Raw genomic sequence first — 13346 nt, forward strand, 5'->3', positions numbered from 1 at the left:
TGATTGAAACGCAGGAGAAATGCCATGCTGTTCCGAGGTCTGCTGATGGTCTGCGCCACCCTGCTGGCCGGAAGTGTCGCCGCACAATCCACGGCGCCCAGCCCCACCACCCAAGAAGACCGTTGGGAGATGCCGCCGGCGGCCAGTTCGACCGGCTATCGGGCCGATCGGGTACTGCCGGGTACGGCCGCCAGCAGTGAGAGTCCGTTCAAGTTCAGGGAGCCGGCCAAGACCGGCCCGGCCTACAAGCCGCCGCCGCAGGCCAATGACAAGGCCGCCATCATGGGCAAGCAACGGCCATGGCAGAACGGGCGCCCCCCGGTGGACTGCGCGCTGGATCCGAGGGATCCGGCATGCCATTGAGCGGTTTGTTCCGGTTCGGGAGTCACGGGCCATGTGGCGCTCCCTGAATTCGCTGCGTGCACGCCTGAGCCTGCTGCTGTTCGCCGCCGGCGTGGCGGGTGCGCTGATCTACGCAGCGGTGATGCAGTGGCCGCTGCCGCAATTCCTGGGCTGGTTGCAGGCCCTGTTGGCGGTCAAGGGTGACGCGGCAATCGCGCCAGCCAAGGCGGTCTCCGAGCCCCATCTGGATTCCTATACCGCGCTGGCCGTGGGACTGATCCTGCTGCTGCTGGCTGCGATCTGGCTGGGCGGGAGGGCGATGGCCCCGGTGAGTCGCCTGCTGCGCGCGCTGGAAGGTGCCGTGGCCAGCTATCGCGACGGGGATTTCAGTTTCTCCATCGCCGCCACCCGGCGCGACGAGCTGGGCCAGTTGATCCGCATGCACAACGATCTGGGCAGCACCCTGCGCGAGCAGCGCCAGCATCTGGCGCAGCGCGAACTGCTGCTGGATACGGTGGTGCAGAACACGCCGGTAGCGCTGGTGTTGACCGATGCGTCCGGTCGCGTCGCCTACGCGAATATTGCTTCGCGGCATCTGTTCAACGAAGGCCGCAGCCTCACCGGGCTCGATTTCTCCGAATTGCTGGCCGATGCGCCGGAGGTGCTGCGGCAGGCGGTGGACAGCGGCGAAGACGCCTTGCTCACGGTGGAGATGGACGGCGGCGAGGAAACCTTTCACCTGTCGCAGCGCACGTTCCGGCTGCAGGGACGGCCGCACCGGCTGCAATCGTTCCGGCGCATGACGCGCGAGTTGTCTCGACAGGAGGTGGCGACCTGGAAGCGGGTGATCCGGGTGATCAGTCACGAGCTCAACAATTCGCTGGCGCCGATCTCGTCGCTGGCCCATTCCGGTGCCGAACTGGCGCGGCGCGGCAACGTGGAGCGGCTGCCCAGCGTGTTTGCCACCATCGGCGAACGCGCCCGCCATCTGCACGGATTCATTGCCGGCTACGCGAGTTTCGCCAAGCTGCCCACGCCGCAGGTGGCGGCCGTCGACTGGCAGTCATTCCTCGATGGCCTGTCGCTGCATTGCCACTACCGTCTGGCCACGCCATTGCCGCAACGGCCCGGGCGTTTCGACCCGGTGCAGATCGAGCAGGTGCTGATCAACCTGATCAAGAACGCGCATGAGGCTGGCGGCGCGGACGACGAAGTCACGCTGGCCATCATGGAATCAGCCAACGAGCTGCGCATCGAGGTGGCCGACCGCGGGCCGGGCATGAGCGAGGCCGTGCTTTCGCAGGCCCTGCTGCCGTTCTATTCGACCAAGCGCTCCGGCACCGGCCTGGGCCTGGCGCTGGCGCGCGAGATCAGCGAGGCGCACGGCGGGCGCGTGTTGCTGGCCAATCGCGAGGGTGGTGGCCTGCGGGTGACGTTGTTGCTGCCAACCACCAGCCGGCTGCATCGGAGTTGACTACGATTTGTCGGGCTTGACCGCGAGACCGGAGAAATCCGCGCTGGCGGTTTGGTCCAGCTTCTTGCGCTGGGCCGACAAGGGCTCGCCGGTGACCTGGAACCACACGTTCTCGGCAATGTTGGTGGCGTGGTCGCCGATGCGTTCGATGTTCTTGGCCATGAACAACAGGTGCGTGCACGGCGTGATGTTGCGCGGATCTTCCATCATGTAGGTCAGCAATTGGCGGAAGTAGCCGGTATAGGCCTCGTCCAGCACGGTATCGTTTTTCCACACCGCGTGTGCGCGTTCGGCGTCGCGATCCTGATAGGCCACCAGCACATCACGCACGCCGATGGCTGCCAGTCTCGCCAGCTGTTCGAGCCCTGCGGCCGGCTGCACCGGCGCCACCATCGACAGCGGGATCGAGCGCTTGGCCACGTTGGCGGCGTAGTCACCGATCCGCTCGATATCCGCCGCGATGCGCAGCGCGGCGAACACGTTGCGCAGGTCGCCAGCCATCGGTGCCCGCAGTGCCAGCAACCGCACCACATCGTGGCTGATGTCCTGTTCCATCTGGTCGATCGCGTCGTCGTTGTCAACCACGCGCTGCGCGGCACGCTCGTCGCGACGCCCGACGACGTCGATCGCCGCCTCCAGCTGCTTCACGGACAACTCGCCCATGCGCACGATCTCGGTGGTGAGCCGGCCCAGTTCGGTGTCGTAGCTTTTGATGATGTGGTCTTTGTGGATATTCATCATGATTTGCCTGTATCAGGTTGGTACGCGTGACGGTCGGATCTTTCACCTGGCAAGAGCCGGCGGGCAGAGCCCGCCCTACGATCGCCGCGCCGTAGGGCGGGCTCTGCCCGCCGGCTCTTGCCCGGTGAGGCGAATGTCACCCAAACCGCCCGGTGATGTAATCCTCGGTCTGCTTCTTGTCCGGCTTGGTGAAGATTTTTTCGGTCTGGTCGAATTCGACCAACTCGCCCAGGTACATCAACGCAGTCTGGTCGGAACAGCGCGCGGCCTGCTGCATGTTGTGGGTGACCATGACGATGGTGAACCGACTCTTCAGTTCTTCCACCAGTTGTTCGATGCGGCCGGTGGCGATCGGATCGAGGGCGGAGGTCGGCTCGTCGAGCAACAACACCTCGGGCTTGAGGGCAATCGCGCGGGCAATGCACAGCCGTTGCTGCTGGCCGCCGGACAGGCTCAGCGCATTCTGCTTCAGCTTGTCCTTGACCTCGTCCCACAGCGCGGCGCTGCGCAGTGCTTCTTCCACCCGTTCGGCCATGTCCATCTTCGATAGTTTCTGATGGTGGCGGATGCCGTAAGCGACGTTCTCGAAAATGGTCATCGGGAAAGGCACCGGCTTCTGGAACACCATGCCGATCTTGCTGCGCAGCCGGTTCATCGAATAGCGGGAGTCCAGGATGTTCTCGCCGCCCATGCGTATCTCGCCGGTGGCTTGAAGTCCGGGATAGATGGCGTAGATACGGTTGAACACCCGCAGCAGGGTGGACTTGCCGCAGCCGGACGGGCCGATGATGGCGGTTACCCGATGCTCCGGGATGTTCATGCTGATCCCTTTCAGCGCCCGGAAGCCGTGGTAATGGAAGTGCAGGTCGCTCACCGTGAGCTTGGGTGGCGCGGACGGTTGGATCGAACCGGCAATCTGTGCGGGCCTGTCGGCGATGGCGGTCTCAGTCATGGGACACCCTGGTACGAGAGAAGATCAGGCGGGAAACGAGGCTGAGCAGCAACACGAACATCGTCACCACGAACGCGCCGGCCCACGCCAGGGCATGCATGTCGGCGCCGGGGTCGTTGGCGTACTGATAGATGATCTGCGGCAGGCTGGACATCTTGTCCAGCGGGTTGAAGGTCATGAAGTTGTTGCCGAACGCGGTGAACAGCAGCGGCGCGGTTTCGCCGCTGATCCGCGCCAGCGCCAGCAGCACGCCGGTGACGATGCCGGAGCGGGCGGAGCGGATCAGGATCTGCGTGGTCAGCTTCCACTGCGGCACGCCCAGTGACAGCGCGGCTTCGCGCAGGGTGGAAGGCACCAGCCGCAACATCTCGTCGGTAGTGCGCACGATCACGGGCAGCGCAATCAGCGCGAGGGCCACGCCGCCGGCAAGGCCGGAGAACGTGGTTGCGCCATCGCTCAATGCGGTACTTGGCAGCACGATGATGGCGTAGACGAACAAGCCCATCACGATCGACGGCGCCGAGAGCAGGATGTCGTTGAGGAAACGGATCGTCTCGCCCAGCCGCGTGCGGTTGGCATACTCGGCCAGCCAGGTGCCCGCCAGCACGCCGATCGGCGTGGCGATGACGATACCGATCAGGTCGATGACCAGGCTGCCCACGATGGCGTTGGACAAGCCGCCGTCAGCGCCATGGGCGGTAATCGTGGTGAACAGTTTCAGGTTGAGCGCGCTGATGCCCTGGCGCAGGGTCTCCCACAGTATCCAGCCCAGGAAGCCCAGCCCGATCAGCGTGGCGGTCACGCTCAGCACCATCGCGATGCCGTTGCTGATGCGTCGGCGCAGGTAGCGCGCGCTCATCGTGTGCCCTCGCGCCGGGCCAGCCGACCCAGCATCAGCCGTGCGATCAGCAGCACGATGAAGGTGACCACGAACAGCAGGAAGGCCAGCGCCATCAGCGTGGACATCTGCAGACCCACGGCTTCCCCGAACTGATTGGCGATGGTCGAGGCGATCGAGGCACCCGGATCGAGCAGCGAGGCCGACAGGTTCATCGCGTTGCCGAGCACGAAGGTCACGGCCATGGTTTCGCCCAGTGCCCGCCCCAGCCCCAGGAAGATGCCGCCGATCACCGCCGAACGGGTGTAGGGCAGCACGATGTCCCAGGAGACTTCCCACGTGGTCGAGCCCAGCGCGTAGGCCGACTCCTTCAGCCGCGCCGGCACGGTCAGGAATACCTCGCGCATCACCGAGGTGATGAACGGGATGATCATGACTGCCAGCACGATGCCGGCCGTCAGTACGCTGGCGCCAAACGGGTAGCTGGTGCCGAACAGCTCACCGACGAAGGGCACGTGCTGCGCCACCCAGGAAAGCTTGCCGTCGTCCGGATCGTTGCCCAGATAGTTGGTCAGCCAGGGTTTGATATGGGTCGCGAAGAACGGCGCGAAAATGAACAGGCCCCACATGCCGTAGATGATCGAGGGAATCCCTGCCAGCAACTCGATCGCCGCCGCGACCGGCGTGCGCAACCACGCTGGCGCGACTTCGGACAGATACAGCGCAATCCCGAAACTGATCGGCACGGCGATGAGCAGGGCGATGAACGAGGTGACCAGGGTGCCGTAGACCGGCACCAGGGCACCGAAGACATTGTTGCCCGGATCCCACTCCGCGCTGACCAGGAAGTGCCAGCCGAACGTGGCGAAGGCTTCGCGACCTCCCCACAAGGTGGCGCCGGCAGCACCGAGCAGCGAGGCCAGCACCAGCAATGCACATGCCTTGAGCAGCCAGCCGAAATGCCGGTCATGACGCGCGTCACGGCGACTGCGCCGTTCCAGCACGTCTGTGCTGGAGTGGATGCTGATGGCTGGAATGGCCACGGAAATACCCTGTCGGTGTGATCGTTGACGGTGCGGGAGCGCTTACCGCTTGAACTCGGCGGTCCAGTACGCCTCGATCTGATTGGTCAGGTTGGCCGGCAGCGGCACGTAGTCGAGCGAGGCGGCGTCGGCCTGGCCATGCGCAAAGGCCCATCGGAAAAAATCGAGAGCGACGGCGCTGCGCTCGGGGTTGCGCGGCTGCTTGTACATGATCACCCACGTGGTGGCGGTGATCGGCCACGCCTCGCTGCCAGGCGCGTTGGTCATCACCAGGTTGAAGTCCTGCGCCTGCGACCAGTCGGCGGTGGCCGCGGCAGCGGCAAACGCTTCGGCGCCGGGTTTGATTACCTTGCCGCTGGCGTTCTTCAGGTCGATCCAGCTGATCTTGTTTTTCAGCGCGTAGGCGTATTCCACGTAGCCGATGGATCCCTTGATCTGCTTGACGTACTGAGACACGCCTTCGTTGCCCTTGCCACCCACGCCCGTGGGCCAGTCGACGGCGGTACCGAACTTCACCTGCGCGGCCCATGCGGGACTGACCTTGGACAGGTAATTGGTGAAGTTGTAGCTGGTGCCCGAACCATCGGAGCGATGGACGACGGTGATCTGGCCCGCCGGCAAGTCCAGGTTGCCGTTGAGCGCTGCAATCTTCGGGTCGTTCCAACGGGTGATCCTGCCCATGAAGATGGCAGCCAGCGTCGGGCCGTCGAGGGTGAGCTGATCGGACTGGATGCCGGCGAGGTTGACCACCGGCACGATGCCGCCGACCACCAGCGGGAACTGGCCCAGGCCCGATTTCTCAAGTTCCTGCGGACTCAGCGGGGCGTCGGAGGCACCGAAATCGATGGTGCCGGCCTTGATCTGGGCGATGCCCGCACCCGAGCCGACCGATTGGTAGTTGAGGCGGTTGCCGGTTTTTTCAGCGAAGGCGGCTGCCCATTTCGACATCACGGGATAGACGAAGCTCGACCCTGCGCCGGTGATGCTGGTGGCGTGGGCGGTTACGCCGAGCGAGCAGGTCACGGCGAGCAGGGCGGTTGCGGCGATGGTTCTGGATGAGATCGACACGATGGCTCCTAGGCTGGGTCGCTGAAATGACACCGCCATTGGAAGGCTTTCGTGTTGCAATGGAATGAGGGGAATGTTTCAGGCAGATGACAGTGGTCGAAAACTGTCATCAATCTGTCATCGTGTTCGCACGGAACGGTAAACCGGCGCAGGCAAGCTGCCGCTGTTCGTTCAGACAACCCAACCGTGGAGAATCACATGCGTTCCAGATTGCTCGTGGCCGCCGTTGTTGCTGCCCTGGGGACAGGCAGCTTCGGTGTACATGCCGCGCCGACAGGGGATCAGACGACAGCATCGGCCAGCAGCGGCGAGCTGGCCCAGTTGAAGGCACAGCTGGCGCGGCTGCAGGCGCAGGTCGACATGCTGGAGCAGCGCGACAAGGCAACGCCCACGGCCGGCCACAGGGTCGCGGCGGCCGACGATGATCGCCTTGCCCGGTTGGAAAAGATCGTGGACGACACATCGGTCTCCGGCAAGATGTACGCCGATTTCAGCCACATCAGCCAGCGCAACAGCGATACCGGCAAGACCGACAAGTCGGGCATCGGCCTCGATGTGAAGCGCTTCTATCTTGGTATCGACCACGAGTTCAACGACATCTGGTCGGCCAACCTCACCACCGATTTCAACTACGTCAGCCACGACGGCCAGACCAACCTGTTCGTGAAGAAGGCCTATGTGCAGGGCAGGTTCGATCAGGCGCTGGTGTTTCGTGCCGGTTCGGCGGACATGCCGTGGATCGGCTTCGTCGATCACTACTACGGCTTTCGCTATGTCGAAAACTCGATCACCGATCGCCTGAAGTACGCCAATTCGGCCGACTGGGGCCTGCACCTGGGTGGCGACATCGGTGCGCGCAAATCCCTCAACTATGCGGTGTCGGTCGTCAACGGCAACGGCTACAAGAATCCGGGCCGAAGCAGGGGCATGGATGTCGAGGGCCGGGTCGGCTTCGTGCCGTTCGAGAACATGGTGATTGCCGTGGGCGGCTACAGCGGTCATCGCGGACAGGAAACGCAGAGTGTCGACGCCATCCACACGGCGCGGCGCGGCGATGTGCTGGTGGCCTACGCCGGGGAGAAATTCCGCCTCGGTGGCGAGTACTTCACCGCCAGAAACTGGAACAACGTGCTGAGCCCGCTGACCGACAAGGCCGATGGCTACTCGTTCTGGAGCAGCGCGAAGCTGGCCGACGATTTCGCCTTGTTTGCGCGCTACGACCACGCGCGGCTGAGCAAACATCTCGACCCGGAGGCCACGGACGTCTATTACAACTTCGGTCTCGAGTACCAGGTTACGCGGGGCTTCAAACTCGCCGCCGTGTACAAGCACGAGAAGCGCGACCGATCGGTGACGGCCCCGATCCTTCCGCACGTGCAAAACGTGAAAACCGACGAAGTGGGCCTGTTCGGCGAGGTCAAGTTCTGACCACGGTCGCAAGCCAACGCGATATCACTGGACCGCATCACCGGGCGGCAATACGCGCGAGGCCTCCAGCAGGCAGGAGAACGTCGAGCCGCGTCCCGGCTCACTTTCCACCACCAGGCGTGCCTGGTGCAGGTTGAGTATGTGTTTGACGATCGAAAGCCCCAGGCCGGTGCCGCCGGACTCACGCGAGCGACTGGACGATACGCGGTAGAAGCGCTCGGTGAGACGGTTGAGATGTTCAGCGGAAATGCCCAGCCCGCTGTCGCGCACCGAGAAGGCGGCGCCACCGTCTGCGCGCTGCCGCCAGCCGATGACGATCTCGCCGCCGCCGGGTGTGTAACGGACCGCGTTGCTGACCAGGTTGGAGAAGGCGCTGTGCAGGTCGTGGATCGAGCCACGCAGGTTGGCCCGGGTGGCCGCATCGACGGTGATGACGTGGCGGCCCTGGCTCAGCGCTTCGGCCTCGCGCCGCAAGGTCTCCAGCAGTCGCGGCATGTCCACCTCTTCGTCGGGAAGCGCCTCGCGTGTTTCCAGCCGCGACAGGGTCAGCAAATCCTCGACGATCTGCCCCATCCGCCGCGACTGCAGGCGCATTTCCCCGAGTACCGGCGCCAGTTCCGGCATATCCGACGGATCGAGTGCCTCCAGATAACCGTGGATGACCGTCAGCGGCGTGCGCAACTCGTGGGATACGTTGGCCACGAAATCACGTCGTACCTGTTCCAGTCGACTGAGCATGCTGATGTCGCGGGCCAGCAGCAGGCGCAGATGGGTTCCGAACCGCATGATGGTCACACCGAGGCGCAGCGAGGCATCGGCCGGCGCGGGCATGTCGGTGGCTGGCTGGCGGGTGTCGGTGAGCAGCCAGGCGCCGAGTTCGGTACCCACCAGTCGTTCGGCCAGCGGCGCGTCGGTATGCCGCGGGTGCAAGCCCAGCAGACGGGTGGCCGCCGCGTTGTGCCAGCGCACCTTGCCCCGGTGATCGAGCAGCACCACGGCATCCGGCAAGGAGCCCGTGGCGTCACGGACATCGCGCAGCTGCGCCAGCAGACGATGCTGGCGCGCGCGCCGGGTGCGCGAGCGCAGCCATGCGTCGTGTGCGCCGTGGCGCCTTGCTCTCGACCCGAAGACCAGCCACGCCAGCACGACGACCTGGCCGCCGAGCGCCATCCCGAAGGCCCACCACATCTGCCCGCGCAGTGCCGCGATGGAGGCTGACAGCGCCAGAACGAGGCACAGGACGATCGCCGGCCATGCGGGAATTCGAGGGTTCATGCTGTGCATGCGACGGCTTCGCCGCTACGGCCGGGTGGCCGCAGGTTGGGCGGAAAACCGATAACCGGTGCCGCGCACGGTCTGGATCAGGCTGTCCAGGCTCCAGACCTGCAGTGCCTTGCGCAGGCGCCGGATATGCACGTCGACGGTGCGCTCCTCGACGTACACGCTGCCGCCCCAGACATGGTCGAGCAACTGCGCGCGGGAGTACGCGCGTTCGGCGTGGGTCATGAAGAAGTGCAGCAGCCGGTACTCCGTCGGCCCCAGGTGCACCTGCTCGTCGCCGACAAACAGGCGGTGCGCCAGGCCGTCCAGGCGCAGACCGCCGAGCTCGATCACACCGGAGCTGTCTTCGCCCTGACTGCGACGCAGCACCGCCTTGATCCGTGCCACCAGCTCGCGCGTGGAAAACGGCTTGACCACGTAATCGTCGACGCCGGCCTCGAGGCCGGCAACCCGGTCGGTTTCCTCGCCGCGCGCCGTGAGCATGATGATCGGCAGCTCGCGGGTCAGTTTGTCGCGACGCAGGCGCCGGGCCAGATCCATGCCACTGATGCCCGGCAGCATCCAGTCGAGCAGGATCAGGTCAGGCATCGCCTCGGCAATCGCCAGCTGAGCCGCGGCGGCGTCGCCGGCGACCACCGGCAGCATGTCCGCCCTGCGCAGCGCGAACGCCACCATGTCGCGGATCGGAGCCTCGTCTTCGATGATCAGGATGCGCTTTTGCATGTGTCGCCCGATGTTTACGCACGTTATTGCAGCATGACCATGTTACGCGACGATGACCGCATGGGCGGAGCAATGCTCATGCGGCGCTGCGCATGATCCGGCCGAGGGGCCGTGCCGCGGGAATCCGCTGCTCGACAGCCGCGCACTCGCCTATACTGCAGGCTTCTTACAGGGAAAGGGGTGGAGACATGGGACAGATTCTTGCACTGGTCATCGTTTTTCTGGTGGTGGTGGCGATCGTCAAGCTGGTACGCATCGTGCCGCAGGGTTTCGAGTGGACGGTGGAGACGTTCGGCAAGTACACCGGCACGTTGAGCCCCGGCCTGCATTTCCTGATTCCGATCTATCAGGCGATCGGGCACAAGATGAACATGATGGAACAGGTGCTCGACGTGCCCTCGCAGGACGTGATCACCAAGGACAACGCCGTGGTGCGTGTCGACGGCGTGGTGTTCTACCAGGTGCTGGACGCGTCCAAGGCGGCCTATGAAGTGGCGAACCTGGAGCAGGCGTCGCTGGCGCTGGTGATGACCAATATCCGTACCGTGCTGGGCTCGATGGATCTGGACGAAAGCCTGAGCAAGCGCGACGAGATCAACGCACGGCTGCTGCGCGTGGTGGACGAGGCGACCCATCCGTGGGGCGTCAAGGTCAACCGGATCGAGATCAAGGACATCGCGCCACCGCGCGACCTGATCGACGCGATGGCGCGGCAGATGAAGGCCGAGCGCGAGAAGCGCGCGAACATCCTGGACGCCGAAGGCTTCCGCCAGGCCGCGATCCTCAAGGCCGAGGGCGAGAAGCAGTCGGCGATCCTGTCCGCTGAAGGCGAGAAGGAGGCCGCGTTCCGGGCTGCCGAGGCGCGCGAGCGCACTGCCGAGGCGGAGGCCAAGGCCACCACCATGGTTTCCGAGGCGATTGCCAGCGGCAACGTCAACGCGCTGAACTACTTTGTCGCCAACAACTACATCGAGGCGCTGAAGGAAATGGCCCACTCGCCCAACCAGAAAATGCTGCTGCTGCCGATCGAGGCCACCGGCGTGATCGGTGCGATGGCCGGCATTGCCGAGCTGGCGAAGGAGTCGCTGGGTCAGCAAAAGACATCCATGGCGGCCCAGCCGCCGCTGCGCTGATCACCGGGAGCCTTCAACCATGTGGCAACTGGCTGCGCATTACCTGTGGTGGATTCTGGCCCTGCTGTTGATTGCCAGCGAATTGCTGGTGCCGGGCTATTTCCTGTTGTGGATAGGCCTCGCCGCCGCGGCGATGGGCGTGTTGCTGTGGATCGTGCCGTCGATGGGCCTGCTGGCGCAGGCGATCGTGTTCGGCGTGCTGGCATTTGCCTTCTGTGTTGCCTACGCGCGCTGGCTGCGGCCGAAACTGGAGCGGCGCGCCCCGGGCGGCGAGCGCCTGAATCGTCGCGCCGAGCAGATGATCGGCCAGCGCTACGAGTTGATCGAGGCCATCGTCAACGGGCGCGGCAAGGCCCGCGTGGGCGATGGCCAGTGGCTGGTCAGCGGGCCGGATCTGCCGGTCGGCAGCACGGTGGAAGTGATAGCCGTCGACGGCGGCACGCTGAAGGTACGCGCGACCGCATGAGTCCGGGCGAGGCCATGTCGCCGCTGTTCGCCACCGCTGCGCTCAACACGCGCATCGCGTTCCTGCTTGAACTGGCGCGCCGGTTGCACCAGTACGGCACCACCGCGCCGCGACTGGAGATTGCGATCGCCGGCGCGGCGCAGCGGATGGGTCTGGCGGCCGACGTGTGGTCCAGTCCCACCGCCATCATCATTTCCTTCGCCGACCTGGCCCAGGGCGAAGAGGGCGTGGCGCAGAGCACCCAGGTGATGCGGCTGGCGCCGGGTGACGTGAACCTGATGCGGCTGTGCGAGGCTGACGAGATCGCCGACCAGGTGATCACCGGCGACCTCGATCTGCGCGAAGGGTTTCATCGACTGCGCGAGTTGAGCCGACCGGAAAGCCGACTTTCGCAGGCGGCGGTGATCGCCAGCTACGGCCTGTCCGCGGCCAGCATCGTGGCCTTGTTCCTGCACAGCTCCTGGCCCGACCTGGTCACGGCGGGCTTCATCGGCCTGGTCATCGGCAGCATCACGGTGCTGGCGGCACGCCGTCCGCGGCTGGCCATCGCCAGCGAGGCACTCAGCGCGATGGCGGCAACGTTCATTGCCATCCTGGTGAGCGCGTTCATTGTGCCTCTGGCGATCAAGGCGGTAGTGCTGGCCGGCCTGATCGTGCTGGTGCCGGGCATGTCGCTGACCACCGCGGTGCGCGAGCTTTCCAGCCAGCATCTGGTCTCCGGCGTGGCGAGGATGGGTGGTGCGGTAACCACCATGCTCAAACTGACTTTCGGTACCGTGGCTGCCACGCAACTGTGCGCCGCTGCAGGTATCCACTCGCGGGACTACGTGCTGCCGCCCCTGCCGGCCTGGCTGGACGCCCCGGTCCTGCTGCTTGGCGCGTTCGGCTTCGCCATCCTGTTCCGCGCCGCGCGGCGCGACTGGCTGGTGGTGATGTTCGCCGTCGTGGTCGGCTACCTGGCCACGCGCTGGGGAGGGCAGATCTCGGGCAAGGTGCCGGGTGCCGCCTTCGGTGTATTCATCGGCGGCTTCCTGCTGAGCTCGATGGCGAACGCCTACGCACGCTATGCGCATCGCCCTGGTGCGGTGATCCGCGAACCCGGCATCATCCTGCTGGTGCCCGGCAGCGTCGGATTCCAGAGCATGTCGTTTCTGCTCGATCGCAACACTGATCTGGGCATGGACACCGCGCTGTTGTTGCTGACCTTGCTGGTGTCGCTGGTGGCGGGGCTGATGTTCGGTGAACTGCTGGTGTCGCCCCGGCGGTCGTTGTAGAACATGTGACGCCTTGGGGCGCTTCTCCGAGGATTGTTCCTTGATCGGTATCGACGTTGGGATAAAGGCCGGCGGGCAGAGCCCGCCCTGCAGTCTCGTGTCGCGGATATTCCTCAATTCTCGCATCGTTATGGCGTAGGGCGGGCTCTGCCCGCCGGCCCTTGTCAGCATGTCGATGCGCCATGCCCAATACGCACAAAAACGCCGGCTCGAAGCCGGCGTTTTCATCAAGCGATGGCGGGAAAAATCAGATCGCCAGATCCTTTTCCTTCTTGCCGGCCTTCAGCGCGTCGTTGAACCAGTGCGGACGCTTGCCGCGACCAGACCAGGTCTGCGCCGGGTTGGCGGGATTGCGGTACTTCGGTGCAACCTTGCCGCCGCTGCGTTTTGCCTTGCGCGCCGTGCCGAAGATGTCTTCGAAGGTATACCCCTCGGCCTTGATCAGGCTGTTGATCTTTTGACGCAGCTTGACGACCTTTTCCTTGCGCATTTCGTCCTGGCGCTGCTGTGCCTTGGCAATCAGGTCATTGAGCTGGTTGTGGTTGAGCGACTTGATATCGACGGCCATGCGAAACTCCGGGAA

Annotated in this window: 14 protein-coding genes; 6 read left to right on the forward strand and 8 right to left on the reverse strand. The window is 64.8% G+C overall.

Annotation, left to right across the window (positions count from 1 at the left end):
* The first annotated feature begins 24 nt into the window (after positions 1–24).
* Both AC0L58_RS03950 and AC0L58_RS03955 read left to right on the forward strand, forming a co-directional pair.
* Positions 25–363 (forward strand): hypothetical protein, encoded by a 339-nt coding sequence (locus AC0L58_RS03950; protein ID WP_473686904.1) that lies wholly within the window; start codon positions 25–27, stop codon positions 361–363.
* 31 nt (positions 364–394) lie between these two features.
* Entirely contained in the window at positions 395–1816 is a 1422-nt protein-coding gene (locus tag AC0L58_RS03955) for a sensor histidine kinase (protein ID WP_473686906.1), read from the forward strand.
* On the opposite strand, the gene phoU is transcribed toward AC0L58_RS03955, so the two are convergent.
* The 5 genes from phoU to pstS form a co-directional block, all read right to left on the reverse strand.
* The gene (gene phoU, locus AC0L58_RS03960; RefSeq protein WP_473686908.1) at positions 1817–2554 is read right to left on the reverse strand and encodes a phosphate signaling complex protein PhoU; all 738 of its coding nucleotides are present in this window, start codon (positions 2552–2554) and stop codon (positions 1817–1819) included.
* Between the two features lie 139 nt (positions 2555–2693).
* Positions 2694–3509: a phosphate ABC transporter ATP-binding protein PstB gene (gene pstB, locus AC0L58_RS03965; protein WP_473686910.1), complete on the reverse strand. Its 816-nt coding sequence runs from the start codon at positions 3507–3509 to the stop codon at positions 2694–2696.
* Positions 3502–4368: a phosphate ABC transporter permease PstA gene (gene pstA, locus AC0L58_RS03970; protein WP_473686912.1), complete on the reverse strand. Its 867-nt coding sequence runs from the start codon at positions 4366–4368 to the stop codon at positions 3502–3504. Before pstA ends, pstB begins: the two co-directional genes overlap by 8 nt.
* Positions 4365–5384, reverse strand: coding sequence for a phosphate ABC transporter permease subunit PstC (gene pstC, locus AC0L58_RS03975; RefSeq protein ID WP_473688557.1), 1020 nt, complete (start codon positions 5382–5384; stop codon positions 4365–4367). The genes pstA and pstC overlap by 4 nt, the downstream gene beginning before the upstream one ends.
* A gap of 48 nt (positions 5385–5432) precedes the next feature.
* Positions 5433–6497: a phosphate ABC transporter substrate-binding protein PstS gene (gene pstS / locus AC0L58_RS03980; RefSeq protein ID WP_473686914.1), complete on the reverse strand. Its 1065-nt coding sequence runs from the start codon at positions 6495–6497 to the stop codon at positions 5433–5435.
* 159 nt (positions 6498–6656) lie between these two features.
* Between pstS and AC0L58_RS03985 the strand changes: the two genes are divergently transcribed.
* The gene (locus AC0L58_RS03985; RefSeq protein WP_473686916.1) at positions 6657–7886 is read left to right on the forward strand and encodes a porin; all 1230 of its coding nucleotides are present in this window, start codon (positions 6657–6659) and stop codon (positions 7884–7886) included.
* Positions 7887–7910: 24 nt separating this feature from the next.
* Here the strand turns inward: AC0L58_RS03985 and phoR are convergent, their stop codons facing one another.
* Positions 7911–9161, reverse strand: coding sequence for a phosphate regulon sensor histidine kinase PhoR (gene phoR / locus AC0L58_RS03990; RefSeq protein WP_473686918.1), 1251 nt, complete (start codon positions 9159–9161; stop codon positions 7911–7913).
* Between the two features lie 24 nt (positions 9162–9185).
* Positions 9186–9890, reverse strand: a complete 705-nt coding sequence (phoB, locus tag AC0L58_RS03995) for a phosphate regulon transcriptional regulator PhoB (protein WP_473686920.1) — start codon at positions 9888–9890, stop codon at positions 9186–9188.
* Positions 9891–10078: 188 nt separating this feature from the next.
* Between phoB and AC0L58_RS04000 the strand changes: the two genes are divergently transcribed.
* The 3 genes from AC0L58_RS04000 to AC0L58_RS04010 are packed head-to-tail and all read left to right on the forward strand — an operon-like array spanning position 10079 to position 12763.
* A complete protein-coding gene (locus AC0L58_RS04000; protein WP_473686922.1) occupies positions 10079–11023 on the forward strand; it encodes an SPFH domain-containing protein in 945 nt (314 codons plus the stop codon).
* A 19-nt stretch (positions 11024–11042) separates the two neighbouring features.
* Complete coding sequence (locus AC0L58_RS04005) at positions 11043–11489, forward strand: NfeD family protein (RefSeq protein ID WP_473686924.1); 447 nt, start codon at positions 11043–11045, stop codon at positions 11487–11489.
* Complete coding sequence (locus AC0L58_RS04010; protein ID WP_473686926.1) at positions 11486–12763, forward strand: threonine/serine exporter family protein; 1278 nt, start codon at positions 11486–11488, stop codon at positions 12761–12763. The genes AC0L58_RS04005 and AC0L58_RS04010 overlap by 4 nt, the downstream gene beginning before the upstream one ends.
* Before the next feature lie 247 nt (positions 12764–13010).
* Here the strand turns inward: AC0L58_RS04010 and AC0L58_RS04015 are convergent, their stop codons facing one another.
* Positions 13011–13331 (reverse strand): H-NS histone family protein, encoded by a 321-nt coding sequence (locus AC0L58_RS04015; protein ID WP_473686928.1) that lies wholly within the window; start codon positions 13329–13331, stop codon positions 13011–13013.
* Positions 13332–13346: the final 15 nt, after the last annotated feature.

Source organism: Rhodanobacter sp. G2-10 (genome assembly GCF_055809185.1).